At 45.6% G+C, this 25,851-nt stretch carries 25 protein-coding genes; 22 read left to right on the top strand and 3 right to left on the bottom strand.

Features of this window, described 5'->3' with window-relative positions; all coding sequences use genetic code 11:
• Positions 1-40: 40 nt before the first annotated feature.
• The 10 genes from DK846_RS07605 to DK846_RS07560 are packed head-to-tail and all read left to right on the top strand — an operon-like array spanning position 41 to position 7,851.
• The gene (locus DK846_RS07605) at positions 41-880 is read left to right on the top strand and encodes a fumarate hydratase (protein ID WP_109968318.1); all 840 of its coding nucleotides are present in this window, start codon (positions 41-43) and stop codon (positions 878-880) included.
• Positions 877-1,452 (top strand): FumA C-terminus/TtdB family hydratase beta subunit, encoded by a 576-nt coding sequence (locus DK846_RS07600; protein ID WP_109968317.1) that lies wholly within the window; start codon positions 877-879, stop codon positions 1,450-1,452. Before DK846_RS07605 ends, DK846_RS07600 begins: the two co-directional genes overlap by 4 nt.
• A complete protein-coding gene (locus DK846_RS07595; protein ID WP_109968316.1) occupies positions 1,449-1,721 on the top strand; it encodes a 4Fe-4S dicluster domain-containing protein in 273 nt (90 codons plus the stop codon). Before DK846_RS07600 ends, DK846_RS07595 begins: the two co-directional genes overlap by 4 nt.
• Positions 1,718-2,833: a 2-oxoacid:acceptor oxidoreductase subunit alpha gene (locus DK846_RS07590; protein ID WP_245926493.1), complete on the top strand. Its 1,116-nt coding sequence runs from the start codon at positions 1,718-1,720 to the stop codon at positions 2,831-2,833. Before DK846_RS07595 ends, DK846_RS07590 begins: the two co-directional genes overlap by 4 nt.
• Positions 2,830-3,618, top strand: a complete 789-nt coding sequence (locus DK846_RS07585) for a thiamine pyrophosphate-dependent enzyme (RefSeq protein WP_109968315.1) — start codon at positions 2,830-2,832, stop codon at positions 3,616-3,618. The genes DK846_RS07590 and DK846_RS07585 overlap by 4 nt, the downstream gene beginning before the upstream one ends.
• Positions 3,608-4,141, top strand: coding sequence for a 2-oxoacid:ferredoxin oxidoreductase subunit gamma (locus DK846_RS07580; RefSeq protein WP_109968314.1), 534 nt, complete (start codon positions 3,608-3,610; stop codon positions 4,139-4,141). Before DK846_RS07585 ends, DK846_RS07580 begins: the two co-directional genes overlap by 11 nt.
• Before the next feature lie 12 nt (positions 4,142-4,153).
• Complete coding sequence (locus DK846_RS07575; protein WP_109968313.1) at positions 4,154-5,236, top strand: succinate--CoA ligase subunit beta; 1,083 nt, start codon at positions 4,154-4,156, stop codon at positions 5,234-5,236.
• Positions 5,236-6,102: a succinate--CoA ligase subunit alpha gene (gene sucD / locus DK846_RS07570; protein WP_109968312.1), complete on the top strand. Its 867-nt coding sequence runs from the start codon at positions 5,236-5,238 to the stop codon at positions 6,100-6,102. The genes DK846_RS07575 and sucD overlap by 1 nt, the downstream gene beginning before the upstream one ends.
• A 6-nt stretch (positions 6,103-6,108) precedes the next feature.
• Positions 6,109-7,089 (top strand): zinc ribbon domain-containing protein, encoded by a 981-nt coding sequence (locus DK846_RS07565; protein ID WP_109968311.1) that lies wholly within the window; start codon positions 6,109-6,111, stop codon positions 7,087-7,089.
• Between the two features lie 3 nt (positions 7,090-7,092).
• Entirely contained in the window at positions 7,093-7,851 is a 759-nt protein-coding gene (locus DK846_RS07560; RefSeq protein ID WP_109968310.1) for a heparan-alpha-glucosaminide N-acetyltransferase, read from the top strand.
• A gap of 15 nt (positions 7,852-7,866) precedes the next feature.
• On the opposite strand, the gene DK846_RS07555 is transcribed toward DK846_RS07560, so the two are convergent.
• Positions 7,867-8,637, bottom strand: a complete 771-nt coding sequence (locus DK846_RS07555) for a tetratricopeptide repeat protein (RefSeq protein WP_109968309.1) — start codon at positions 8,635-8,637, stop codon at positions 7,867-7,869.
• Positions 8,638-8,704: 67 nt separating this feature from the next.
• Positions 8,705-10,420 (bottom strand): adenine deaminase, encoded by a 1,716-nt coding sequence (gene ade, locus DK846_RS07550; protein WP_245926492.1) that lies wholly within the window; start codon positions 10,418-10,420, stop codon positions 8,705-8,707.
• Between the two features lie 197 nt (positions 10,421-10,617).
• Between ade and DK846_RS07545 the strand changes: the two genes are divergently transcribed.
• The 12 genes from DK846_RS07545 (at position 10,618) to DK846_RS07490 (ending at position 23,737) form a co-directional block, all read left to right on the top strand.
• On the top strand, positions 10,618-11,517 hold the full coding sequence (locus tag DK846_RS07545) for a hypothetical protein (RefSeq protein ID WP_109968308.1): 900 nt from the start codon (positions 10,618-10,620) through the stop codon (positions 11,515-11,517).
• Between the two features lie 8 nt (positions 11,518-11,525).
• Positions 11,526-12,017, top strand: a complete 492-nt coding sequence (locus DK846_RS07540; RefSeq protein WP_109968307.1) for a hypothetical protein — start codon at positions 11,526-11,528, stop codon at positions 12,015-12,017.
• Between the two features lie 3 nt (positions 12,018-12,020).
• The gene (locus DK846_RS07535; RefSeq protein WP_109968306.1) at positions 12,021-12,503 is read left to right on the top strand and encodes a hypothetical protein; all 483 of its coding nucleotides are present in this window, start codon (positions 12,021-12,023) and stop codon (positions 12,501-12,503) included.
• A 58-nt stretch (positions 12,504-12,561) separates the two neighbouring features.
• On the top strand, positions 12,562-13,332 hold the full coding sequence (locus DK846_RS07530; protein WP_109968305.1) for an ATPase domain-containing protein: 771 nt from the start codon (positions 12,562-12,564) through the stop codon (positions 13,330-13,332).
• A gap of 2 nt (positions 13,333-13,334) precedes the next feature.
• On the top strand, positions 13,335-15,197 hold the full coding sequence (locus DK846_RS07525) for a type II/IV secretion system ATPase subunit (RefSeq protein ID WP_109968304.1): 1,863 nt from the start codon (positions 13,335-13,337) through the stop codon (positions 15,195-15,197).
• A 13-nt stretch (positions 15,198-15,210) separates the two neighbouring features.
• A complete protein-coding gene (gene flaJ / locus DK846_RS07520; protein ID WP_181391685.1) occupies positions 15,211-16,812 on the top strand; it encodes an archaellar assembly protein FlaJ in 1,602 nt (533 codons plus the stop codon).
• Between the two features lie 2 nt (positions 16,813-16,814).
• Positions 16,815-17,891: a hypothetical protein gene (locus DK846_RS07515; protein WP_109968303.1), complete on the top strand. Its 1,077-nt coding sequence runs from the start codon at positions 16,815-16,817 to the stop codon at positions 17,889-17,891.
• Between the two features lie 32 nt (positions 17,892-17,923).
• Positions 17,924-18,745 carry a CheF family chemotaxis protein gene (locus DK846_RS07510; protein WP_109968302.1) on the top strand — a complete coding sequence of 274 codons (822 nt, stop codon included), beginning with the start codon at positions 17,924-17,926 and terminating at the stop codon, positions 18,743-18,745.
• 68 nt (positions 18,746-18,813) lie between these two features.
• Positions 18,814-19,179, top strand: a complete 366-nt coding sequence (locus tag DK846_RS07505; RefSeq protein ID WP_109968301.1) for a response regulator — start codon at positions 18,814-18,816, stop codon at positions 19,177-19,179.
• Between the two features lies 1 nt (position 19,180).
• Entirely contained in the window at positions 19,181-20,209 is a 1,029-nt protein-coding gene (gene cheB, locus DK846_RS07500) for a chemotaxis-specific protein-glutamate methyltransferase CheB (RefSeq protein ID WP_109968300.1), read from the top strand.
• A 3-nt stretch (positions 20,210-20,212) separates the two neighbouring features.
• Positions 20,213-23,215 (top strand): chemotaxis protein CheC, encoded by a 3,003-nt coding sequence (locus DK846_RS07495; protein WP_109968299.1) that lies wholly within the window; start codon positions 20,213-20,215, stop codon positions 23,213-23,215.
• An 18-nt stretch (positions 23,216-23,233) separates the two neighbouring features.
• Positions 23,234-23,737, top strand: a complete 504-nt coding sequence (locus DK846_RS07490) for a chemotaxis protein CheD (protein ID WP_109968298.1) — start codon at positions 23,234-23,236, stop codon at positions 23,735-23,737.
• A gap of 37 nt (positions 23,738-23,774) precedes the next feature.
• Here the strand turns inward: DK846_RS07490 and DK846_RS07485 are convergent, their stop codons facing one another.
• Complete coding sequence (locus DK846_RS07485) at positions 23,775-25,733, bottom strand: chemotaxis protein CheC (protein WP_109968297.1); 1,959 nt, start codon at positions 25,731-25,733, stop codon at positions 23,775-23,777.
• Positions 25,734-25,851: the final 118 nt, after the last annotated feature.

Genomic DNA, 25,851 nt, shown 5'->3' with positions numbered 1-25,851 from the left:
TACTATAATTGTTATATAGTGTTCAGGAGGACTCGTACTCATGTCATCGCCGGTTCCTCCTGATCTTTCTGACCGAATTGCGGCGGCAACAGCCAACGCGATCCGAATCGCTGAGATCACTCTGCCACCTGATGTTCTTGAACGGATAGTCGCAGCATCAGAGGATGAGACAAGTCCTGTTGCCAGAAGGGAACTCATGCATATTCTAGAAAATATCAGGCTTGCAGATGAGAGGCAGGCACCTATCTGTCAGGATACCGGAATACCTGTCATTTATCTTACTCTCCCTCCCCAGATTCCTTTTAGTTCTGAAATCGTTGATGCTGTACGCAAAGGTGTCAGGGAAGCAACAGTAACAATTCCCCTCAGACCTAACCTCGTCGATCCCATTACCCGACACAACACTGGAACCAATACCAGTGCAGACATGCCTGCAGTTCATATTCTTCCCGGTGACCGGATGCAGGTGACCGTACTTCCTAAAGGAGCAGGTTCAGAAAATGTCTCACGCCTTAAGATGTTCACTCCTACAGAGAAAGATCGGATTCCAGAGTTTATTGTTGAAACCGCTCTCCTTGCAGGTGGAAGACCCTGCCCCCCGATCATATTGGGAGTAGGCATAGGGGGCACCTTTGATGGTGCAGCATCTCTTGCCAAAGAAGCATTACTGGAGCCACTAGATCAGATGACTCCTGAAGAAATGGAAATTTGTCAGAAAGTGAACGATCTCGGTATTGGTCCAATGGGCCTTGGCGGGAAGACCACTTGTCTTGGAGTAAAAATAAAGTCAGCCGGCTGTCATACTGCCTCACTACCGGTTGCAGTAAACATACAGTGCTGGGCTGCCAGGCGTGCCACGGTGGAGGTGCCCCTTTCATGACTTCTCCTGATTCGATAGATCTGAAGACTCCGCTTGGCGATGAAGTTCTTTCTCTTCATGCTGGTGACCTCGTCACACTCACCGGGAATGTCTACACTGCCCGTGATGAAGCCCATCTGCGAATGAAAACAGATGGAATTCCATTTGATCCTAAAGGGGCAGTCATTTATCACTGTGGTCCGGTTGTGCAGAACAACAAGATTGTGGTTGCCGGCCCGACGACATCAGCCAGGATGAATCCTCTGACCGGGTTTGTCCTTGATGCCGGTGTCAAAGGGCTCATTGGAAAAGGTGGGATGTCACCTGAGGTCAGGGATCAGTTGAAGGACCGGGCTGTGTATTTCGCTTTTACTGGTGGATGTGCAAATCTTGCGGCAGCCAGGATGGATCTTCAGGGAGTCTTTTTTGAAGATCTCGGGATGGCAGAAGCGATCTGGCAGATCAGACTGGATCATCTCCCACTCGTGGTGGCAATGGATGCACACGGAGGAGATCTGTTTGCTGCCGTTGAGAAGTCCGCACATGAAGTATTTCAGCGTGCGTACCCAACTTGTACGGGAACCCGACGATGAAACTCGAGATTGACGAGTCCCGGTGCAAGGGGTGCAATCTTTGCACGATGGTCTGTCCGTACCGGATCTATCAGCCGGGAAAAGTACCGAACCGCCGGGGGATTTATGTCCCTCATCTGGATCGGCCGGAGCGATGTCCGAACTGTCGCCTTCAGCAATTATATGGAAGAAGACTCTGCGGTGTCTGCGCATTGATGTGTCCGGATCAGGCGATTCGGTGGGTGAAAGAAAAACCGTATGAACCTCAAAAAGTGGTGATTGAGTATTGACCCGGCTTGAATTTATGCAGGGAAACATTGCCTGTGCAGAAGGAGCCCTGGCTGCTGACTGCACATTCTTTGCCGGTTATCCTATCACCCCTTCCACTGAAGTAGCAGAGCATATGGCAGCAAAGTTGCCAAAAAGAAACGGATGCTTCATTCAGATGGAGGATGAGATTGCAAGCATGGCTGCAATCATTGGTGCTGCATGGACCGGTGTCAGGGCCATGACTGCAACTTCAGGCCCCGGTTTTTCACTCATGATGGAGAATATCGGGTATGCGGTAATGTCAGAAACACCCTGTGTGCTCGTCAACGTACAACGTGGAGGACCGTCAACCGGTCAGCCGACCATGGCAGCTCAGGGTGACATGATGCAGGTTCGGTTTGGCTCTCACGGAGATTTCAGCATCATTGCTCTCTCCCCGTCAACAGTGCAGGAGTGTTTTGAACTGACGGCAAAGGCGTTCAACCTGGCAGATCAATTCAGATGCCCTGTCTTTGTCATGGCTGATGAGGTTATCGGCCACATGCGTGAGAGGATCACAATCCCGGACAGTGTACCGGTTGTGAGAGCAAAACCCCTAAAAGATGACATGCTCCCCTTTGCACCTGAAGAAGATCTCATCCCCGGGTTTGCCGCGTTCGGAACTGGAAGAAAGATTCCGGTTACTGGTCTGACCCATAATGAGAAAGGATATCCTGACTCTACACATCCTGCCCGTCATGATTCCCTTGTCAGAAGACTGGTAAATAAAATAGAGAATGCCCGTCATTCAATAGCAGACTATGAGATCGTCAATCAAGATGCTGAATATGTCTTTGTCTGTTATGGTTCTCCGGTAAGAACCGTGCAGGAGGTAGTTCAGCGTGCAAAGACTCCTGGAACCGGATATCTCAAGCTCAAAATAGTATGGCCGTTTCCTGAAGATCTTCTGGCCCGGTTTCCGAATGTAAAAGCCTTCATCGTTCCTGAACTCAACCTCGGCATGATCTCACGTGAGATCGAACGTCATGTCTGTGTCCCTGTTATTTCAGCAGGTAAAATTGGTGGGGATCTTCATACGCCAGATGAACTCATCGCAATCGTGGAAAAGCTTCGAGGAGGAGGCGGTATATGAGAGACGAATGGTTGAGATCTGACAGGCTGCCCCATATATATTGTGCAGGGTGCGGAAACGGGACCATCATCAACTGTGTACTTGAGGCGGTTGACCAGATTGGGTGGGAGATGGATGATACGGTCTTTGTTTCAGGTATCGGATGCTCATCCCGTGCACCAGGCTACATCCTGACCGACTCACTTCATACTACCCACGGAAGAGCACTGGCATTTGCCACAGGTGTAAAAATGGCCAAACCGTCTCTCCATGTGGTAGTTTTCACCGGTGATGGGGATCTTTCAGCAATAGGTGGTAATCATTTCATCCATGCCTGTAGGAGAAATATTGATCTGACTGTTGTCTGTATGAACAACTACATTTATGGAATGACTGGTGGTCAGGGAAGTCCTACAACTCCAATAGGTAAAACTTCAACCACCACACCGTACGGTGCAGAAGAAACCCCCTTTGATCTGGCAGAACTTGCGGTTGCCGCTGGTGCAAACTACGTGGCACGATGGACATCCTATCATGTCAAAAGATTGACGCAGGCTGTCATCGACGGTATGAATACTCCGGGATTCTCCTTTATCGAGGTGAGATGTCAGTGTCCGACCTCGTATGGACGGCGTAATAAATACAGACAACCTGGGGATTTCGTATCGTATCTGCGTGATAGTGCCATCCTGAAAGAGCAATGGGACAGAACTTCTCATCTGGATGAACCCCCTCAAGATAAGTTTCTAGTTGGTGAGTTTGTCCGAAGGAGCCGGCCGGTAATGGGGGTCCCCCATGAGGCATGAGGTCAGGTTTTCAGGATTTGGTGGTCAGGGAATCATTTTAAGTGCTGTTATCCTTGGCAGGGCCGCAGCACTCTATGACAACCGGTATGCTGTTCAGACGCAGGTATACGGGCCTGAAGCAAGGGGTGGTGCATCCATGAGCCAAGTCGTCATTGATGACGAACCGATTCTCTTCCCAAAGGTAAAGACCCCAAATCTCTTCGTTATCATGAGCCAGGAAGGATTTGAGAAGTATGGTAAAAATGCTCATGCAGATGCAACGATGCTTATCGACTCCGGTCTGGTTCATGACCGGCCATCCTGCAGATGTATTGAGATCCCGGCAACACGGGAAGCTAAAGAAAAGCTTGGCCGTGATATCGTTGCCAATATAATTATGCTCGGCAGTCTGACGGGGGCCACTGCTGTTGTCTCAAAAGAAGCACTTGAAAAAGCAATCCTTGCAAGTGTCCCTAAGGGCACTGAGGAATTAAATCTGAAGGCAATGCGTCTTGGATTTGCATTAGCCTCCCCTGATCAGTAAGGAGAAACCTGGATGAAGTTACTGGAATATGAAGCAAAAGAGATTCTGAAAGATGCAGGGGTCCCCGTTCCTAAGGGGATACTTATTCGCGCCGGAGATGATGCAGGTGCCGGGGCTGCGCAGATTGGAGAGTTGGTTGTAGTAAAAGCTCAGATTGATGTCGGCGGGCGTGGAAAGGCTGGAGGAATCCTGATGGCTGACTCTGCAACAGTTCAGGAGGTTGCAGATCGTCTGCTTGGATCACGAATCAAAGATGTTCCGGTACATGCTGTGCTTGTCGAGGAGCGGATCTCAATCGAGCATGAATATTATCTCTCCATCTCCATCGACCGGTCTTCAGGATCTCCTCTCATCCTCTTCACCTCCAGTGGTGGAGTTGAGATTGAGGAGGTAGCACGAACCAATCCTGATGCCATACGAAGGGCTGTTATTCATCCTCTTCTGACTGATGTTCCTGGTTATACGATACGTTATCTTCTCGACGGAGCACCGAGAGAACTAGGTCCGGTCATCAATAAACTCTACCACGTTTTCAGATCACGTGACGCACTTCTGGCTGAAATCAACCCACTGGTTACAACTCCTTCCGGTGTGTATGCAGCAGATGGCAAGATCATCATTGATGATAATGCTCTCGCAAGACAGGGCATCTCTGAAAATCGTGATCTAACAGATCGGGAACGAAAAGCTGAAGAGTTTGGGTTTTCGTTTGTTGAACTGGATGGTTCAATTGGCGTGATAGGAAATGGTGCCGGACTCACTATGGCTACAGTGGATCTGATTACGGTTCTGGGAGGTAAACCTGCCAACTTCCTTGATGTTGGTGGCGGTGCTGACCGCGTGAGGGTGGCCCATGCAGTGCAACTGCTTGGATCCATGCCCGGTGTTTCGGTCATCATTGTCAATCTTCTTGGTGGGATAACCCGGTGTGATGAAGTGGCTGCCGGAATTATTGACGCCGGAGTTAGCCAGCAGGTGATTGTCAGGCTGGCGGGCACCAATGAAGAACAAGGAAGGGAAATGCTGAATAAACATGGGTACCGGATGTTAGATACCATGGAAGAGGCAGTTTCCGCTGCTGTCGAGGTGGCATAATGATCTATGCGGATAAAAATACCCGGGTCATCGTTCAGGGTGCCACCGGTAACCAGGGTTCGTTTCACATCGGCAGGATGAATCAATATGCACAGTCTGTAGGAGGATGTGGGGTGGTCGCAGGGGTCACTCCAGGAAAAGGTGGGCAAGAGTCTGCCGGGGTCCCTGTTTATAACAGTGTTCAGGAGGCAGTTGATGCCCATGATGTATCTGCAAGCGTTATGTTCGTGCCCGGTGTTGCGGCTGGTGATTCGATCATGGAAGCAGCAGATGCCGGACTCGAACTGGTTGTTGCTATCACCGAACACATTCCTGTTCATGATGTGATGAAGGCATGTTCCTATGCAGCGATGCGTGACTGCACGGTCATCGGTCCTAACTGTCCTGGGCTTCTCTGTCCGGGTGAGATAAGCATGGGAATCATGCCCTCACATCTGTATACCAGGGGCCCTGTTGGGGTTATCTCCAGGAGTGGAACCCTTACCTACGAGGTTGTTCATGAACTTACCAGGGCTGGAATTGGACAGAGCAGCGTTGTTGGAATTGGTGGTGATCCCGTAATCGGGCAAACTTTTGCAGATGTCCTGGAACAGTTTTCCGAAGATTCACAGACAAAAGCAGTGGTTCTCCTTGGTGAACTTGGAGGGAACCTTGAAGAGGAAGGAGCACGAATGGCTGACCTACCTGTAGTTGTTTTCATAGCCGGAACAACTGCTCCCCCCGAAAAGAGGATGGGTCATGCTGGAGCCATAGTTTCTGGTGGTGAAGGAGATGCAAACTCCAAAATAAAACGCCTGAAGTCTCTCGGTATTCCTGTTGCTTCACGGCTATCTGAAATACCTGGTCTGATCAAAGAGATGGTGTAAAAAGATATGTCAATTCTTGATAACATCAAAGGACCCCGAAGTGGTGATGATGGTGATCCAAACGGTGGAAAGTTCAATCCGTTCAAGCTTCTTGATATCGGAGAGATCATGGTCAGGTACACTGACGGGATCAAGATCAAGGACTTCGTGTTTCTTTCAGTTCTAACCAGTGAGCGTCTCATTCTCATCGACAGTACAAAACAGGGTTCTGGGCAGATTGCAAAAGAAATCCCTTTCTCAGTAATTAAACTGGCAGAACTTGAGCGTGATGAGCGGGATCGCCCGACCCTAGCAATCTCCATGGAAGTAGGAGGGCAGCATCGTGTAATGCGGCTTGTCTTCACCGGCCTTATTAATGAGCCTGAAACTGAATGCAGGGAATGGTTTACAGCGATTAATGGATATCCACCTGAACGAATCGAAAAGCAGGAACTCAGACTGGACGAGCCAGCTACCCCTCCAGTACCAGAGCAACGTCCTTACCCTACTGCAGTAGAGCAGCAACCTGTGTCTGTCCCCCCTCCGGTTAGTTATAATCCCCCGCCTGTATCTCCTATTCCTCCTGCTCCGACACTTGCTCCAGAAATAAAACAGCCGATCCCACAACCAGCTCCGGTCACATATACTCCCATAGAAGATGAGATCAGAACCCATGAACCGGTTCAGCCTCCAACGCCCGTGTATATACCGTCTCACCAACAGGAGCCTATAAAGCCGGCTCTCCGGGCTGAACCAGTACATGTTGTTCCAAAAGCATCTGCTATTCCATCTGCAGCAAAAAGGGTTGCCCCTTCCATTCCGGTTCAGGAAGGTTCTGTTCGGATCCTTATCGAAAAGCCGGATATCTCACCAATCAGGATACGTGCAGAGCCGATAGGAGAGAAACAGCAGAAGGGAAGTACATCATGGAAGTATTGTATCCAGTGTGGCTCGCGTATACCTTCACAATCACGATTCTGCCAGTCATGCGGAAGTCAGCAAACCTGATTGATGACTGAAACCCCGGTCCATACAAGGTACGTTGAACTGGATGCGGCCCGGGGAATCGCCATTAGTATGATGGTGATCTTTCATCTCGTCTTTGATCTTTCGTTCTTCTCACTTTATCCGGTTGAAACCTCACACGGCTTTTGGCGATTATTTGGATATACGACAGCAGCTCTCTTTGTATCCATTGCCGGTGTAGCAGTAACTCTTCGTGCAGAGCGGGCTGCTACACCTGTAACTAAGTCCACTCCTGTTATTCCTTTTATTAGACGAGGTGTCTTTCTCATAGGAGTCGGATTTCTTGTTACACTCGGAACATTTGTATTTCTGCGTGGGGAAGGATATGTGCTCTTTGGAATCCTGCAACTCATTGGAACCTCAACGATTCTCGCACCCCTCTTCTTTAGATTTGGCAGGAAAGCAGCTATTCCCGGTGTCATAATAATCCTCACCGGATGGGTGATTACACTTCCAACCGGCCCGATCTGGCTATTATGGACTGGAGTGCATCCGGCAGATTATATCTCTGTGGATTATACTCCGCTCATTCCCTGGTTTGGGGTATTTCTTATAGGTATGGCTGCCGGGTTCTGGTTATATCCACTTGGTAGGAGATCATTCAGGGTTCCTTCCTGGGCTGATCGAATGCTCTACATCCCATCCCTTCCTGGAAAACATTCCCTGATTATATATCTGGTACACCAGCCGATCCTGTTATTCATCTTAACAGTGGTATACGGAAAAATACCCGGGTTATGGTAGTTCTGGAAAAAAAGGTTATCTTCTAAAGAACATTACAGTCGCGGCAACAACCAGTGAGAAGATAACAACTACCGCTGGAAGGGGAGTTTTTTTGCCTGTTGCTTGAGAAGGAGTGACTGATGAACTTGAAGAACTGTCGGAGAGATTTTTCTCTACTGCTTTAAGCCGGTCTTTTGCCATAGTGAGATTTTTATCCATATCAACTGCTCGTTTTAGGACATCTGCAGCACCAGTCAGGTTTCCGGTCTTTTCATACACAGTTCCAAGGTAATACCATCCAAGAGCCGAACTTGGATCAAACTTCGTTGCCTTTTCGAATGCCTCTGCCGCTCCGGTATAGTTCTGCTCCTCGTATCTGACAACACCAATATTTCGCCAGGCAATTGTCATATTCGGGTTGATACTGATAGCCTTCTCATATGCAGATACCTCTTCTGACTTGTTGCCAAGCATTCCAAGTGTATAGCCCAAGTTGTACCAACCTTCTGGGTCTGTGGAATTAAGGCGGGTTGCATTCTCTAATGCATCCTTTGCCTCTGAGTACCGTTTCTGTGCTGTCAGGCTCAGACCCAGATTGTTCCAGGCATCAGATAAATTGGGATCCATACTGACTGCTATCTGATATTCACGGGTTGCATTCTCTACAATGCCATAACTATAGAATGCATTACCCATCGTGTAATGATCTTGAGCCGTTTTCAGACTGGTATTGGTATCTGCCCACACCTGACCGGTTAACCATAGGACAGACATGCTGATCAAAAACAACAGGATCATTTTTTTCATGATTTATCTGTACAAAAATTGAAGTGGATGAGGATAAGGATGCCGGGTTATTGTAATCCAGCCTCTTTTACGATCCCATTTCATCTATAAACAGGGGAACCTGCGCAAATAATGAACAGTCAAATACTCCTCCAGGAGTAATCCGCAGAGAGGGAATCACTGTAAGGGAGAGGAATGAGAGATACATAAATGGGTTTTCGATGGCTCCGGTTTTTTCCGTCAGTTTGTTGAGTTTTGATAATTGGTTGTAAACCTGCGTGTATGGTTCATCGGCCATCAGGCCTGCACAGGATAAGGGCAGGACTGTGGAGAACCCATCATGAACACAAACCATTCCCCCCCGATTCCTGATTACTTCACGACAGGCATGAAGGATCTCATCATCGGATGTTCCTGCTGCGATGACATGGTGTGAATCATGTGCTACACTACTGGCAATTGCACCTTCTTTCATCTTGAGCCCGTGAACCAGCCCTATTCCCACCCGATCCTCATAATAACGGGATGCTACCACGACTTTGATGATATCTTGATCGATGTCATAAGGTGTCTCTCCTGATATTTCATAGATGAGAGAATCGGTTGCTATCTGTTCTGGAATAATCCCCACAACACGAGCCCTTCCATTACCTGTAATCCTGATATCTTCAGGTGAGGGAACATGCGATCTGAATTGGTATGAACAGGTTGGTGTGGCATGATAGGAAATGTTCAGAATTTCCTTACCATGCTTGAAGGTTCTTATTACGTTGCAGGTATTCACGTCGTCTATAACACAGAAGTCCGCGAGCCGTCCAGGGTTTAGGGCCCCACGATCATGCAATCCAAACCGTTCAGCAGGTGAGAGGGTTGCCAAGCGATAGGCGAGTTCAGGTTCAAGGCCTGATTCGATTGCTTTTCTTATACAATCATCGATGTGACCTGATTCTACAAGCATATCTACATGGCGGTCGTCGGTACAAAATGAGCATCGATCTGCGGTTGCTGAAGTAATGGCAGGAAGAAGAACATTAAGGTTTTTTTCTGTTGAACCCTCCCTGACATACAGATACATCCCGGACTTTATTTTTTCCCGGGCTTCTTCCAATGAGATTGTTTCGTGATCTGACTGGACCCCTGTTGCTATATATGCCTGAAGATCGGGACCTCTGAGAAATGGAGCATGCCCTTCTTTGATATCAGAAAGAGCAAGTTTTTTCATCACATCAGGGTCCTGGTTTAGTGTCCCTGGTACGTTCATCATCTCACCCAGTCCCACAACTCCACTATGATGTATGAACATAGTCAGATCTTCAGCACTCAAAATTTCTGCTGACTCATCAAGGGGAGTGGCAGGAACACAGGAGGGGAGGGTAAAGAACAGGTCTAGAGGTGTAACATCTTGAGATTTCAACATGTATTTGATCCCATCTTTACCGCAGACATTTGCGATCTCATGTGGGTCTGCGATTACTGTTGTTGTTCCATGCAAGAGTACAACTCTGGCATATTCAGCTGGAGTGAGCAGTGAACTTTCAATATGAACATGAGCATCAATTAATCCTGGGACTATTGACAATCCTTTGAGATTCAGTTCATGCATGCCATGATAATTTCCGACTCCGGCAATTCTGCCATCCTGAATAGCCAGTGAACCTATCTCCCATTCCCTGATAAATGGATTGTATATTTGAGCATTGGTTATTACCAGATCAGCAGGTCTGACTCCTCGTGCAACATCAATAAACAATTTCATCTTGTCGGTGTTGGTTATGGTATTCACTATTGGGAGAGTTCTGTTCATTATGGGATTTAACATTGTATCATTCAAGATCCAGTTTACGAAGGGGACAATTTGGCGTCGTGAATCTGACAAATCATGCCAGCATGAATAATTAGATCCGGGAAAATACCTGGCACTTTTAATTGAATACTTTTATAAAACTCGTGCGTTTCAGGTCCTAACTATTAAATATCTCAGATAGTAACAGATAGATCACTATGGCAGTCAACCAGGCGCAGGTCGACAGCATCATCTCATCGGCATCTTCGGAAGATCCGGAGATCCAACTTCTAAAACTGAGAGATGAAGTTGAATTGCTCAAGACCTCGATCAAGCGCCTGCTCATAGACATTCGTGAACGAATGAACGATGCGGAAAATCCGCTTGTTCAGGCCCTCAAGGGTAACCCTGTGGAGTTTGTGGGGCAGCATGCTTCCTCGCCAACTCCAATGGAAGGGTACATTGATGATTATGACGAGGAACCAGCGGTTGAAACGATATCGGAGAGCGGTGCAATGAGTGACGAACCTGATATAATGGAATCAGCAGGAGGAGCAGGACCCGTTGACAGTGGGGGACTGTCTGTGGGTGGCGGTGGAAATCAGATGGCGGGGGTATCTTCTGCTCTCTCATCACTGGCTGCAGAAAAGGGAATGCTTGAGTCATTACGGAACCAGTTATTTTCAGAACCTGCCCAGCGTGATCAGATCAAACCTAAAAAGCCGCGTGAAAAGGTGAAAATCCAGAAGGTATTTAGCCTGTTTGAATGGACATCAAGCAACGTCAAGCGATATGGCCACGATCGTGTTGATCTCATGCTTGAATCATACAAGGAGATGGGTCACATCTCTGATGATCATTGTAAACAGGTTAAGGATATTGCGCGTTTGATGGCTCCCTCAATTGGGGAAGTTCATGAAATGAAGGCAGATGAGTTTGTTCTTGCATTATACGAACTGAACCGTATTCTGCAGCCTGATGATCCTGGTCTTGATCGTGACATGTTAGATGTCCTGATTGAGAAGCGAAAGATCTCCACTCCAGCCGGTAGGCTTGAAGATGCAGAGAACCTTAGTGAAGACGACTCAGAATTTGAATACATCCCAACACGTGAGTAATCTTTGTAATGGCTGGAGAAGCAATATCGTCATCAATTCTCCTTATTGGGGCGGCAGTGGGGGCTGCTTTCCTCATCGCTGCGATATTGCCCGCCATATTTTCGGCAGGTGATACCTTTGGGACAGTTGCCCATTCTGCTGACGAGAAGATGAAAACCGACTTTAGGATTGTGAACACTTTTGCTAGCGACACTAGTATCAAGGTATGGATGAAGAATGTTGGGGCAACACGAGTATCCATCTATGATATTCAGAAATCTGATGTCTATTATGGAACCATTACTTCGATAGAACGATATTCTTATGGACTTGGTGGAGCTGCGGCGAAAAATTTTAATTATGCTCTTGGTGATGCCGTAGATAATGGTTATTGGGATATTGGGGAAACTCTGGAGATAACGATAACTGGCTTAACAATTGCTACAACTGATACATTGTCATTTACATTTGCAACTCCTAATAGTATTAGACGTTCTGTCTCCTTCTCACGGCCAACTTGATATATGGTATCATCTCTTGTAACTGGGGCAGTCGCACTCGTACTCATACTCACAGGGGGCTATGTAATTGCTGCTGGAATTCTGACGATTGCTGAATCTACAATGAATTCTCAAATTGAAATGGGGAATATTCAAGATGGGATTCGACAGTCACTATTCAGAATTGATTCTACTACAAAAGGTCCAGATGGTTCTGATTATTGGTTAGTAGTAGATCTCAATAACACTGGAAGTATCACATATACCCCAAGTGATGTTGCTAGAACAGATCTTTATGTGTATGATAAGGGATCAAACACCTTGAGACGTTATACTTCTAATACTCTTGTTACTCCCCATTTTTCATATGTTATTCCAAATGATTTGATGAATAAAGATATGTGGGATCCAAGTGAGACTTTGGAAATCAGGATCAATGGGTCAATTAATCCAGACTGGACCAAGATTTCTACACCTAATGGGATCACTGCTTCTACTAATCTCTGATATCTTTAGGAATATCTATTAACCTCGCTGCAGAGTAGTAATATTGGGGTTTTCATAGATGGCAGAACTCGATCTCTCAGCCGGCTCTGAGGGTCAGTCGGCAGATATTTCTGAACTTCTTGGAAAAGAAGAAAAGCGGATTCTAACAACAGGAAATGCTGAGATCGATAAAAAGATCGCAGATGGACTGCCGCTCGGTTCCCTGATTCTCATTGAGGGTGAGAATGACACAGGGAAAAGCGTTTTCACTCAACAGATTATCTCCGGAAGTATGCGTAATAATCTGCGTGTGGATCTCTTTTCAACAGAACTAACGACGAAAAGTTTTCTCACCCAGATGGAGTCGATGTCCCTTGACATTTCAGACTTCTTTGCCTGGGGATATATTCGACTTTTTCACTGTCATTTAGTTGAGTTCAAATGGACTCCTGATGCGATGAATGACATCCTTGAGCGAATCATCATGCACGTCAAGTTTAGTAATGCTGATGTCGCAATCATTGATTCACTTACAATATTTACTGAATATACGAGTCAGGAAGCGGTACTCTCGTTCCTAACCCAGGCCAAAAATATCTGTGACCAGGGAAAGACCATCCTTATTACAATGCACAGTTATGCATTTTCAGATGAGACACTCACCCGTGTGAGATCCATCTGTGATGCTCATCTTCTGATGATGCGCAAGTTGATGGGTGATAAGTATGTCATGGTGCTTGAGGTTGTGAAGGTCAGAGGTGCTCGAAAGACGACTGGTAATCTGGTCAGTTTTGAGGTACACCCCGGTTATGGGATGAAGATCATCCCGGTCTCCCTGGCAAAAGTCTGATCATGGCACGACTGATTATCCAGGGGAAGGCCCCCTTCCAGGAAGCGGAGAGTCATGACACTGAAGAGTGTCTTATCAACCCTGACTCGTGCGCACTCTATCGGATGCTTCCGGCGAATGCAAAAGAGTATGCCAAAAACTATCCGCATCTGCTGGAGTATCTCCACATATTTCCGGTGGACGAGTTTGGAATACCTCTCTTCTTCTCAGAATTAAAACGTGATCTTAAAGGAATCAAGGATCCAAACCTCATATACCCTGCAAAACCACCAATCTTTATTCACATCTTCTTTGATCCGACTGATGTGAGGAATTATTATATCCCAATTGAACCGTCGTTTCTTCACAATATTGGCAATCTTCTTCCTGCAATTGAGTACAGGCTGGTGGATCTTCTTGATGCTCTTGATGAGGACCCGGTAACTGCAGAAGAAAGGACCGTTGTTCTAAAAAGGCTCCTTAGACAGGTTCTCTATATCAAAAAACCTGGTCAGGCAATCGATCCCTCACTTCTCAAGATAGAGGGCCCGCAATCATTTTCTGACAAAGTAAAATCATTTCTAGCTACCGATTTGACTGCAAAAGAAGAACCTGAAGAGAGTCATATCTTTACTGATGTTCCTCATCTGGCAGATGGAAGAATCATTGTAAGCCCTCAAGAATTTGAAGCTATCGAATACCAGATGATTAGGGATAAGATCGATGTCGGAGTTCTTTTCCCCTTTATCTCTGATAATTTTATTGAAGATATCACTTGTGATGGTCTTGGTCCGATCTTTATCGAGCACAAGATCTTCAAAGGTCTGAAGTCTGTGGTTGGTTTTGATTCTGAACCCGTCCTCGATGATTTCTGTATCAAACTAGCAGAAAAGTCAAGGCGCCCGATTACATATAGAAATCCAATTGTTGATGCAACACTCCCTGATGGATCACGTATCAATATTGTGTATTCATCAGAAATCAGCAGGAGAGGGAGTAATTTCACAATACGTAAGGCGATGGATGATGTCATCTCTATCACCAAACTTGTTGAATTTGGGACCTGTAGTTATTCACTTGCGGCATATCTCTGGATATGCATAGAAAATGGCATGTCTATGTTCATGTCCGGTGAGACGGCCAGTGGTAAAACAACCAGTATGAATGCACTTACAACCTTCATCTCACCTGAAGGAAAGATAGTAAGCATTGAAGATACCCCTGAAGTTATCATTCCTCACAGGAACTGGTCGCGTGAGGTTTCCAAGGGTAAAGGGAAGGGTGAAGGTGAGGGTGGAGATGTTACCATGTTCGATCTTCTTCGTGCAGCACTCCGTCAGCGTCCAAATATGATCATTGTCGGAGAAATACGAGGAGTTGAAGGAGCAGTCGCGTTTGGTGCCATGCAGACGGGTCACCCGGTAATGTCGACTTTCCACGCTGCGTCGGTGGAAAAACTAATCCAGCGTCTTACTGGTGACCCTATCAGTATTCCAAAAACTTTCATTGATAATCTGAATCTGGTGGTTATCCAGAGTGCGGTAAGAAGACCTGATGGAAGTATGGTGCGTCGTCAGCTGGCCGTAAGTGAACTGGTGGGATATGATCCGGAGAGCGGTGGTTTTTCATTTGTTCAGGTATTTACCTGGGACCCGGTTACAGATACCCATGAATTCACAGGAAAAGGTTCGAGTTATCTTCTGGAGAGCAAGATTGCAACGATGCTAGGTATCCCTGAACATAAAAAAGCACAAATATACATGGAAGTCGAAAAGCGCGCTAAAATTCTTGAGCGACTTCATAAGGCAGGGTACACCGACTTTATCGAACTTCATAATATGTTGACAAAACTTAAGAAGCAGGGTCTTCTCAACATTGAAATATAAGGATTTGAATATCGTGTTTGAGAGTCTTTTAGATCGGATACGGCAGTCAAATAACGGTACTATCCCGTTCGAAGGGACAGTGCTTGCGTTTAGGGCCAAATTGTTCAAGTTTTTTGTTGAAGACAAGATGATGGGCTCTGATCTGCTCTTCATGCTCACCTACATGGCTGCGATTATAACCGCAAATGCGTCCCGCCCTGAGATCTTTGCATATACTGGGGCACGTCGTGAGTATGTTTCAACAAAATATATTCATCGTGCAGATATCCTTGTCAAACGGTGGGGGTACAGTTATGTTGAAGCATTGGTTAACGTAGCAAAAAAGATCGAGAATGAGATGCTCTTCTCAATGGTAAATCGGTATGCAAATGCAATTGAGTCCGGTGTTCCTGATGAAGATTTCCTGACCCGGGAACTTGATACCATTCGGAATGTGTACCGTTCAACGTATGAGCAGGGGCTTGAAATGCTAAAGAAGTGGGGTGATGCTTATGTTTCAATGCTCTTTTCAGGTTCTTTAGTTGGGATCATTATCATGGTCTCAATAGCTATCTATGCTCCTGAAAATGTTCAGGGAACTTTGTCAGTCTCATATCTCATCATATTTTCAATATCGGTGCTTGGAATCACCACGATGTATAAAGCAGTTCCTGGTGATCCTAAAACTCATGGTCTCTCTCAAGGCTCTCCTGAACAGAATATGATTCATCGAATGGAACGCAAGGTTGTACCGATACTTGCTGTTATTGTTCTCCTTCTCCTGTTGCTTGGGATGAACTACGGACTTATTCTCATGCTCATCGGGATGTTACTCTTTCCGCTTGGTGTTATCGGGTTCATTGATGATGGTAATATTACCCTCAGAGATGCAGAGTTTCCTACTTTTATTCGCAGTGTCGGTGCAATCCAGGGTGGAAAAGGGACAACAATGGCGCCAGCCTTGGCAGATATTGATAAAAAGTCCCTGAAATACCTGGAACCATTAGTCAACGGTGTTTATACTAAGTTAAATCTTGGTCTCAGTGATAAACAGAGTTGGCAGCGCTTTATCAATGATAGCGGGAGTTATCTGATCTATAAATATCTGAATATCTATCGTGATTCTATCCAGATTGGAGGGAAAGCTGATAAAATTGGTGAAATTGTCAGTTCTTCCATGCTTGATCAGGTTCTACTGCGTGAACACCGGCATACATTGTCTATGGGTTTTATTGTTCTTCTGGTTCCTATGCATGCAATGATGGTTGGGATCTTTCTCTTTCTCTTTCATATCCTCGTAACAATGTCTGATGCAATTACAGCAAAAATGGCTACGCTTGGAGAAACTAGTGCAGCGTTAACTGCTGGTCAGGGAGCGTCGATAGCCTCAGCAGTTTCAGGAAGTCTTTTTGTATTTGCAAATTTTGATGCTAAAGTAATCGGAACATATGTGGTAATTACCATAACCATGTTAACAATAGCCAATATATTTGCCGGAAAAGTAGTATACGGGGGAGATAGGTCTCTAATTTACTTTTTCGCCAGTCTTCTTTGTGCAACAACTGGAATAATCTATATAATCGCCCCGATCATGATCGGAATCTTCTTCAAGATTCCCACCTTTGAAGGAGTATAAAGATGATGCAACTAACCGATTCGACCCGCCGTCTCCTCATCTTTATTACGATAGTGCTTGGCGGTTCAATTCTCCTGATATTTGATATCCCGGTTCTATACCTGATGATGGTTGTAATTGGGCTTGCATTAGGTCTGATGGTTGCAACCGGTATGCTCATTCTCTCTGAACTGATCAAGGAACTACGGATAAAACTAAAAAACCGAAAACCAAAACCAAAGAAGCCAAAATCGAAGGTGGAGAAGAATACAGCATCAAAAGGTTCCGGTGGTGGTCTCATATCAGGGTTGCTTCAGAAACTCCCAAAGATGCCGTCACTTCCTTCTGTAAATCTTTCTCTACCAAAAACCGGAGGAAAAACTGAAAAGAAAGAAAAACCTACCAAAAAGGTAAAAAAGGATGATTCTGTAAAAGAAGCAGGAGATTCTTCTGACTCCGGGGAGTCATCTTCGGGCATATCTCAGAAAGATGATGATAATCTGGGAGATGATCTCCTTGATGGTCTTGATCTTGATGATAGTCTTGATATCGATGCAGAACTGGAATCAGTAAACCCTGAATTTGATTCAGTACGTACTCCCTATGGCGATACTGATGTTATGCAGGAACTCCCCTCTGAAGAACAGGTTCGAAGGATGGATATCACCACGAGTGACGAAGAAGAGGATGTGGTGATTGATACTGATGAACCATCTGATGAGGTTGATGAGATATACTCGAGCACTATTGAGATCGGATCAGACTCTGGTGGTGAGATCATTTCAACCATGGAGGGTGGCGATTCGATCAGTGGGAGTGACCTCGCCTCTTACAGTTCGTCTGAAGAGACTCCTTATATGTATGGGGGAGATGATGACTCGGGAGGTGGCGAGGAGCAGTTTGAACTCTCCCAGGGTAAAGGTGGTCTGGGTGATGACGATCTAATTGCGTCGCTCAAGGCAGATATTAGTGATCTAAAGAAACGTGATGATGATGTTCTCCTCAGAGATCTCAAGGATGTCCATGTTACTGCCGAAGAACTGGCAGAAGAACTTGAAGATATCATGAAAATCATTACTAAAAAAGCAAAGAACAAATAATAGCGGCATAGATATTTCAGTACAAGGGTTCAATGGCAGAAGTTCCGGTAAAATTGGAGAAAGGGGGTTCCTGGGTTACATCAAAGATCGAGATAGCCAAGGATAGTCTAATCCTCAAGGATCCTTATAATCTTGAGATCTCCTTCCGGAGTATCGTTGATCTCCAATTACGTGGTCAGGTAGACATCCTGATAGTAACAGGTGCAGATAAATCTGAAAAAACATACAAGATCGCCTCGGTCGAGAAAGTTCTGCAGGTTCTGAATAAAAAGATCATTATGGCCTGCAATGCTTACCGACTGATGGCACACTTTATGTCGCCCGCAATCAGAGGTGGGGTTCTGGTCACGAATGCAAAGTGGGAAAAAGGAGCTATTGCAGTTCTCAAGACTGGAATCTGGTTTGTGAGCCAGGAGAAGATGATCTGTGTTCCTCTTAAAGAGGTCGCAAGCCTTGAGTTGACCAAGCGGGAACTGCAGCATAAGAAACTTGATGTCGTAAAGGTTGATCACCTCGAAAACAGTGAGGTGGTGACTTCATTTGTTCTTTGCCCACTATCAACACTTCAGGTGCTGTATAATTTCCTTCGTGATGCAACCAAAGATATGGACATGAAGGGTTCAGAACTGGATCAACTTGATGCCCAGACTGCCCAGGTTGCTATGCTTATCTATAGTGGGATGGACACAAAATCCATTGAAAATATGTTGAGTCTTTCTGCCAAAGAACTGGATGTAATCTACGATACTCTTCTGAAGCTGAAACTTGTTGATGTGGTGATGATCCGTAAAGAAGTTCAACTCACCCCAAAAGGTGTCAGATACATAACTGATGCATTGAAACCACCAGCATAAGTCTGGTCTCAATACAAAATACTTTTACCAGTACGCAGCTTCTTAATCATAGGAGGAAGCGTTCACCTATGGGAAGAATCCTCATTGTCGATGATACCCTCTTTATGCGGACATTATTAAAGAATATCCTCTCTGCCGGTGGACACGAGATTGTGGGAGAGGCAGAGGATGGAGATATTGGTGTGAACAAGTACCGGGATCTTAAACCAGATCTCGTTACCATGGATGTAGTCATGCCAAAAATGAATGGAATTGAGGCCTTGAAAGCAATCAAGACTCTCGATACCAACGCCAAAGTCATTATGTGTACGGCAGTTGGTCAGGAACAGATGGTAAAACTGGCGATCAAAAGTGGCGCCAGAGGATACATTGTAAAGCCATTCCAGGCTCCCAAAGTCCTTGAGGAGATCGCCAACGTTCTTGGTGCATCCTAATATGATTCGGGTTCTCATCATCGACGACTCTCTCTTCATCAGAACAGTGGTACAGGATATGCTGGCTGACGACACTGAAATTCAGGTCGTCGGGGTTGCTTCAGATGGTATAGAGGCCCTTGAGAAGATTCGTGAGTTAAAACCAGATCTCATCACGCTTGATATTGAGATGCCCAAGCTTGATGGGATCGGTGTGCTGGAGAGAAAACGTGAATTTTCACCATTTCCCCGCACTCTCATGTTGAGTTCTCTCACCTCTGAAGGTGCTGAAATGACCAAGAAGGCGATGTCTCTAGGTGCTGATGATTTCATGCTAAAACCCCGGGGAATTAAAAATATCCGGGAGATTGGCGCTGAACTGAAATCAAAAATTAAAAACATCTGCACCATCGCCTATGTAACATCAAAACCAGCATCGAGAGATGAGATAGCAAAAAATATCGTTCTTATTGGGTCTTCAGCAGGAGGGCCTCCAATGCTTGATGTGGTTGTCTCCAACCTGCCTGCAGACCTAAATGCTGCGGTTATTATTACTCAGCATATGCCAAAGGGCGGATTTACTGCAGCACTGGCAGCCAGGCTTGATAGAATATCCCCGCTTCGTATAAAAGAGACAGAAAATGGTGATATTCTCAAACGTGGTATGGTCTTCATCTCTAAAGCCGGATATCATACAATTGTCTCTTCATACCTTGATAAGGGTGGGATACAGGGAGGAAAGATCGTTCATGCTGATTCACCTCCTGTTCATAACGTGAAACCGGCAGTTGACAAGACCTTTGTTTCTGCTGCACAGGTATTTGGCGGGCGGAGTGTCTCTGCAATCTTATCTGGGATGGGTAATGATGGTGGAGAAGGGACTGAAGCCATCAAGAAAGCAGGAGGAGTAACCATTGTATGCAGACAAGAGGATTGTCTGGTATATGGAATGGCAAGGTCTGCACTTCAGCGTGAGGCTGTTGATCATGTTCTACCTCTGAAAAACATTCCCGGAAAGATCGAAGATTTTGTTAAAAGCATCTCAGGGTGATGAATGTCAGATCTTGATGCATACCGGAGTCTGTATGTTGCTGAATCGCGGGAGAATCATGAAAGTATTGTTAGTAATCTCCTGATTCTTGAACAGGGGACCGACTCTCACGCCATTGATGAGATCTTCCGGTCTGCGCACTCACTCAAGGGTATGTCTGCTTCTATGGGATTTATGCACATGGAGGAGATCTGTCATGCACTTGAAGATGTATTCTCCCAGATCCGTAGTGGCAATCTGCATGTGAGTCAGGCTCTCATGGATGATCTGCTTGCTGGTGTTGATGATATCGAGTCAATGATCGATGACATCGAAGCTGGTGGGGAGGGGCTTTTAGAGCATCGGGATGCGCGTGTCTCTGCGTTAAAAGCATGGTTGTCCGGGTCATCTCCTTCAACAGTGGAGAAGAAGGAACCAGTAATACCTGATTCTGGAACTGAAGTTGAACCTGCCGGGGATATGTATGAAAATCCGGCATACGAATCATATGATCAGGCAGGAAACGCGGAGTACAAACTTCATATTGAACTCTCATCTGAAGTGGACAGTATAAACCTGCGCTCAATGTTGATCCTTCAGAACCTGGAGAGTATTGGAAGTATATCAGCAATTTCTCCATCAAGAACTGTTGTTGAAGATGATCCCTCATTTAATGGCATTATTGATCTTACCTTTGTTACTAATGCAGGAAAAGCGGCAGTAGAAACAATCCTTGCAATTTCAGATATCAGATCATCTTCACTGTCAGAGGAGGTTTCTCCACAGAAAAAAGAAAGTGTGGAACCAGTACCCGACTTTGAACATGCAAGCAGGTATGCGATACATGTTGAGCTCTCTCCGAGTGTAGACTCAAAAAATCTGAGGGCCATGCTTCTTTTGCAGAATCTTGAGTCACACGGTGCCCTTACAAATATCTCTCCGAGGCGTGAAGTCATTGAAGATAGCGGTACCTTTTCTGGAATTTTCGATTTTGAATTAACCAGTTCAGACTTTTCTGAAGAGGGGATCAAATCATTTTTGAAAGGGTCTGATATCAAAAGTTCTTCTGTCTCCCTGATACAGGATGTATCAGATCCCATTCTTTCTGGATCAGGAATTGAGGAGCACCAGAATGGAACCCTTGCTCCTTCACGTATTTCTGCAGGAGAAAAGGTTGAGAAGAAGCGTGAAGTCAAGAATATCAGGGTTGATATTGATCGTCTCGATCACATGATGAACCTGGTTGAGGATCTGGTGATCAACCGTGGCAGACTTGAACAGATAGCCCAGGAATACAAGATAAAGGAACTGGATGAGACTCTCAACATGGTCGGGAGGTCGGTGGCTGACCTTCAGGTTATGATGATGGACATCAGGATGATTCCACTCAACCATATTTTCAACAGGTTTCCACGAACCGTTCGTGATATTGCTACCAAGGAGGGGAAAGAGGTTGATTTCATCGTCGAAGGTGGTGAAACTGAACTTGACCGCAGCGTAATGGATGGTCTCAATGATCCCCTCCTTCACCTTATCAGAAATGGGCTCGATCATGGGATAGAGCCTCCTGATGTTCGTATTCGAAATGGGAAAAATCCTAAAGGGACTCTGAAACTCTCTGCCTCCCGTGATAAGGATAACGTGGTCATCGTCATTGAGGATGATGGTGCGGGTATCAACCAGGAAAAGATTAAAAAGAAAGCACTTGAGCGTGGTTTAGCCACTGAAGAGGCACTCGCAGCCATGTCTGAATCGGAGATCAACGATCTCCTCTTCCTTCCTGGTTTCTCTACAGCTGATAAGATCACTGATATCAGTGGCAGGGGAGTCGGACTAGATGTAGTCAGAACAACCATTGCCTCTCTCCAGGGGACAATCAAACTGGAGTCGGTATTTGGCCAGGGAAGTCGGTTTGAACTTGTCCTTCCACCGACTATGGCAATCGTCATGGTGATGATGATCAGGATCAACAACCGCAGGTGTGCGATCCCCATCACTAATGTGGCAGAAGTGGCAAGTCTTGCTGCCTTCCCTATCCAGAACATTGGTCATGGAGAAGGCATACTGATGCGCGATGAGATCATCGTTCTTTACAGGCTTGATGATATGTTTGGCAGGTCAAAGAGCGAAGAAGTCATCGTGGTTCTGCAGAACCAGAACCGGAAGGGAGCCGTCATCGCTGATCTGATAGAGGGACAGCAGGAAGTTGTCATTAAGCCCCTCTCGAAATTTGTAGGTACCTGCGATGGTGTGAGCGGGGTTACTATTCCCGGAGACGGGGAAGTTGTACCTGTTCTTGATGTAAAAGCGATACTCCGGGAAGGTTCTGGTCAGAAATCTGCGAAGAAGAATTCAGGTAAAAGGGTGAAGAAGGTTATGAAGAACAATGTGATTGCTGATGGAGAGCATCTTATAACTGATATTCAGGCTGATGAACTGCGTGAACTAGGCAATATCGGTGCTTCTCATGCAGCTACCACACTCTCAACTATACTGAACACCCTCATTTCGATTCATGTACCTGAAATTATACTGGTACAACTTCAGAACCTCCGCTATTACCTGGATGACACCGAAGCAGCGATGGTGGTATTTCAGATTCAGGGGCAACTAGTTGGGAACGGTTATATTATCATACATATTCCCAAGGAATCAATTATCAGGCTGACAAGCATCATGCTTGGTCAGAGTGCCTCTGACAGGGAAATCGATGATATGGATAAGAGTGCCCTGCATGAGATAGGTAATATCATGACCTCCTCGTTCCTTGATGCTTGTGCAACCCTGCTCTCAATTATCATGATCCCGTCACCTCCATCGATGGTTATTGACATGCCTCATGCAGCACTTCAGTCAATTATTGCAACCCAGGAGATTGATGAAAATGTGGACGAAGTGGTTTTATTCAAGACTGAACTTCAGTGTGCTGAGTATAACATTAGTGCAAATATAATCCTGCTTCCCAGTAAAGGGCTTCTCAATGAGTTATTTGCACGAATGGATAGTGTGATTTCCACCTCTGGATAAGTCATCTAGGATTGTAGCATGACAACGCCGCCGGTATTTACACGGGATCAGAAAGATCTGGTCATCATAGGCATTGGTGAGTGGTCGGTAGGTAATACTGTGATGACTTCTATTGGTCTTGGGTCATGCGTAGGGTTGATCCTTCATGATGAAGAGAAAAAGATTGGTGGACTTGCCCATGTTATGCTCCCTAAGTCAAGTGGTAAACCTGGTGAGCGTGAGGGAAAGTATGCTGATACTGCGGTTACTATCCTTCTACAGAATCTTGCAGGGAAGGGGTGCAAAAGTTCTTCCTTAAAGGCAAAACTTGCAGGAGGTGCATCGATGTTTCAGAATTTTTCAGGTAATCTTAACATTGGCGAGCGAAATGTAGATGCCCTTCGTGATCTTCTCAAAGCAAATTCGATACCAATTATAAAGGAGGATATTGGTGGGACAGTAGGTCGCACGATTACCTATTTTCCAAGAGAGGGTGGCCGTCTTGTTATTCGGCAGGCTGATGGAGCAACCCGGGAAATTTAATACTTCCTAATCTCTCTTCTTAACAAAAGTTTTAATTTTATTTTCCTTGTGCAGAGTCTTCAATAATTTTCTCAAGCATTCTTACGATCTCCTGAAGAACCGGAGGGTTTGGAAGCATGAAGATGTTGAGATTAAGTTCATGTTCATCACAGATTAGTTCGGTTCTGAAAAAGACAACATTATCATATCGAATATTACTTTCTGCAATAATCAGGTCAAAGACTTTTTTAGGAAGGTCAAATATTGTTCTTGGGGGAGAGGGAAGCATAATGATTCCCAGTAATTCTGCTGTCCCGTCCAGAAATGCTGACACCATGATATTTCCGATTTCAGTGATAGCACTCTCGTCCATCTCGTTGAGTTCGCGCCCTGGATCGTCAGGCATACCCAGCATGATACCAGTCATCAACACAACTGATTCCCGGGGAACGTGCAGGATTACATATCCTGCCTTGGCCATCTGCCCTTCCATGGTAAATATGGCCATAGCAGAATTTTCCTGGGCAATTTCAGTATTAATATGCTCAAAGTCAGTGATGTTGATCTCTGGAACATTAAGCATAATAGGGGTATTCAGCATCGTGGAGAGGGTAGTTGCTGCATGGGATGCTCCGATGTTTCCAAGTTCACGCAGAGCATCTTTCTGATTATCATTTAGATCGACCCTGATTCCACTGGATTGTGCCTGATTTATGTCCATCTTCTCTCCACTCAAAGGTGCATCGCCGGTATATGGTACCTGATCCTTCTCTGAAGACGCAGTTTCAGAAGCAGGGGGTGTAGGCTGACTCTCATCAGCAATATCATCCTGGTACTGCATCAATATACTGCTGACCATGTCATCGCTACTGACCGGTGGCTGTTTTTTTGACACAACTGGCGTAACCGGTGGTTCTGACGTTTCAGGTTTTTCCTCTTCAGGTATATGTTCGCCAGTCTGATTTTTTTGCCCTTTGTCTGAAGACTCAGGTTCAGAAGCGGGGGATGTAGACTGACTCTCATCAGCAATATCATCCTGGTACTGCATCAATATACTGCTGACCATGTCATCACTACTGACCGGTGGCTGTTTTTTTGATACAACTGGCGTAACCGGTGGTTCTGATGTTCCAGGTTTTTCCTCTTCAGGTATATGTTCGCCGGTTTGGTCTTTTTGCCCTTTGTCTGAAGATTTTCCCGAACTAATAAGATCACTGTACTGATTAAGAATTGCCCGGATTACATCATCTTCTGATTTAGGTTTTTCCGGTGCCAGATCTTCAGTTTTGGATGGAGTTTTGTCAGAAGTAGTTGGCATCTCCATCTTCTGTAATAAATCTGGTGGCTGATTATATTCTTCAGATTTCTGCCTGACTTCATCCATTGCCTTGGTAGATGATTCTATTGATGCTTCATTCTCTGAATTTCTTTGAGAATCATCATTATTCATTCCCCTACATTTATCTAAGTGCTCAAGTGCGATGGGGTCTTTTGGAAAAATATCCAGGGCATCAGTAAAAGCTCCTGCAGCAGCTGCCCATTCCTGAAGTTCTTCATAACTAAGTCCGATCTTCAGATGTGGTTCGATAAAATCAGGATGAATTCTACTCGCTTGTTTAAAATACTGGATTGCAGCGTAATAGTTACCTTGTTTCATCTGCAGGTTTCCCCACTCGAGGTACCTGAGAAAAATCTCCTCTGCCGGCCGTCCCCGCACCTGTGGTGAAGATGGCGGTCGTCTCTCTTTCTCCGGACTCATCAGGAGGCTTAAGTTCTTTCTTGCTACCTGGTTGTCGGGATCAATATCCAATGCTGTGATAAAACACTTCTGTGCGTGGGAGAATCGGCCCATTCTTGCATATACATATCCCAGGTTTGTAATGGCTGTAATATTTCCCGGATCTGTGGTGTATGCCCGCCTGAAATATGTTGACGCCCGCTCGTAGTCATGTCGAAGAAGAGCATCCTCCCCCCGCCTGAGAAGATTTTTAAGTTCACGCCTATTAGCGGTGTCCATAATCGCTCAATACCCCATCCCTGTCTACATTAATCAGGGTTCCCTGGTACTCTGGAACCCTGATAATAGAACTATCTGGTGTATAGATTAAATATATTGCGTAATTACCTTCATTTTG

The sequence above is a fragment of the Methanospirillum lacunae genome (assembly GCF_003173355.1).
Lineage (GTDB): Archaea > Halobacteriota > Methanomicrobia > Methanomicrobiales > Methanospirillaceae > Methanospirillum > Methanospirillum lacunae.
Note: the sequence above shows the minus strand (reverse complement) of the source record. Positions and strands in the feature narration are given on the sequence as shown.

Excerpts from the sequence above, each read along its gene's own strand:
- DK846_RS07580 (WP_109968314.1), top strand. The coding sequence starts at position 3,608 with ATGAGGCATGAGGTCAGGTTTTCAGGATTTGGTGGTCAGGGAATCATT.
- DK846_RS07535 (WP_109968306.1), top strand. The coding sequence starts at position 12,021 with ATGGTATCATCTCTTGTAACTGGGGCAGTCGCACTCGTACTCATACTC.
- DK846_RS07490 (WP_109968298.1), top strand. The coding sequence starts at position 23,234 with ATGACAACGCCGCCGGTATTTACACGGGATCAGAAAGATCTGGTCATC.
- DK846_RS07505 (WP_109968301.1), top strand. The coding sequence starts at position 18,814 with ATGGGAAGAATCCTCATTGTCGATGATACCCTCTTTATGCGGACATTA.
- sucD (WP_109968312.1), top strand. The coding sequence starts at position 5,236 with ATGATCTATGCGGATAAAAATACCCGGGTCATCGTTCAGGGTGCCACC.
- DK846_RS07485 (WP_109968297.1), bottom strand. The coding sequence starts at position 25,733 with ATGGACACCGCTAATAGGCGTGAACTTAAAAATCTTCTCAGGCGGGGG.
- DK846_RS07540 (WP_109968307.1), top strand. The coding sequence starts at position 11,526 with ATGGCTGGAGAAGCAATATCGTCATCAATTCTCCTTATTGGGGCGGCA.
- ade (WP_245926492.1), bottom strand. The coding sequence starts at position 10,420 with ATGAACAGAACTCTCCCAATAGTGAATACCATAACCAACACCGACAAG.
- DK846_RS07605 (WP_109968318.1), top strand. The coding sequence starts at position 41 with ATGTCATCGCCGGTTCCTCCTGATCTTTCTGACCGAATTGCGGCGGCA.
- DK846_RS07495 (WP_109968299.1), top strand. The coding sequence starts at position 20,213 with ATGTCAGATCTTGATGCATACCGGAGTCTGTATGTTGCTGAATCGCGG.
- DK846_RS07600 (WP_109968317.1), top strand. The coding sequence starts at position 877 with ATGACTTCTCCTGATTCGATAGATCTGAAGACTCCGCTTGGCGATGAA.
- DK846_RS07525 (WP_109968304.1), top strand. The coding sequence starts at position 13,335 with ATGGCACGACTGATTATCCAGGGGAAGGCCCCCTTCCAGGAAGCGGAG.
- DK846_RS07555 (WP_109968309.1), bottom strand. The coding sequence starts at position 8,637 with ATGAAAAAAATGATCCTGTTGTTTTTGATCAGCATGTCTGTCCTATGG.
- cheB (WP_109968300.1), top strand. The coding sequence starts at position 19,181 with ATGATTCGGGTTCTCATCATCGACGACTCTCTCTTCATCAGAACAGTG.
- DK846_RS07595 (WP_109968316.1), top strand. The coding sequence starts at position 1,449 with ATGAAACTCGAGATTGACGAGTCCCGGTGCAAGGGGTGCAATCTTTGC.
- DK846_RS07530 (WP_109968305.1), top strand. The coding sequence starts at position 12,562 with ATGGCAGAACTCGATCTCTCAGCCGGCTCTGAGGGTCAGTCGGCAGAT.
- DK846_RS07585 (WP_109968315.1), top strand. The coding sequence starts at position 2,830 with ATGAGAGACGAATGGTTGAGATCTGACAGGCTGCCCCATATATATTGT.
- DK846_RS07545 (WP_109968308.1), top strand. The coding sequence starts at position 10,618 with ATGGCAGTCAACCAGGCGCAGGTCGACAGCATCATCTCATCGGCATCT.
- DK846_RS07560 (WP_109968310.1), top strand. The coding sequence starts at position 7,093 with ATGACTGAAACCCCGGTCCATACAAGGTACGTTGAACTGGATGCGGCC.
- DK846_RS07510 (WP_109968302.1), top strand. The coding sequence starts at position 17,924 with ATGGCAGAAGTTCCGGTAAAATTGGAGAAAGGGGGTTCCTGGGTTACA.
- DK846_RS07575 (WP_109968313.1), top strand. The coding sequence starts at position 4,154 with ATGAAGTTACTGGAATATGAAGCAAAAGAGATTCTGAAAGATGCAGGG.
- DK846_RS07565 (WP_109968311.1), top strand. The coding sequence starts at position 6,109 with ATGTCAATTCTTGATAACATCAAAGGACCCCGAAGTGGTGATGATGGT.
- DK846_RS07515 (WP_109968303.1), top strand. The coding sequence starts at position 16,815 with ATGATGCAACTAACCGATTCGACCCGCCGTCTCCTCATCTTTATTACG.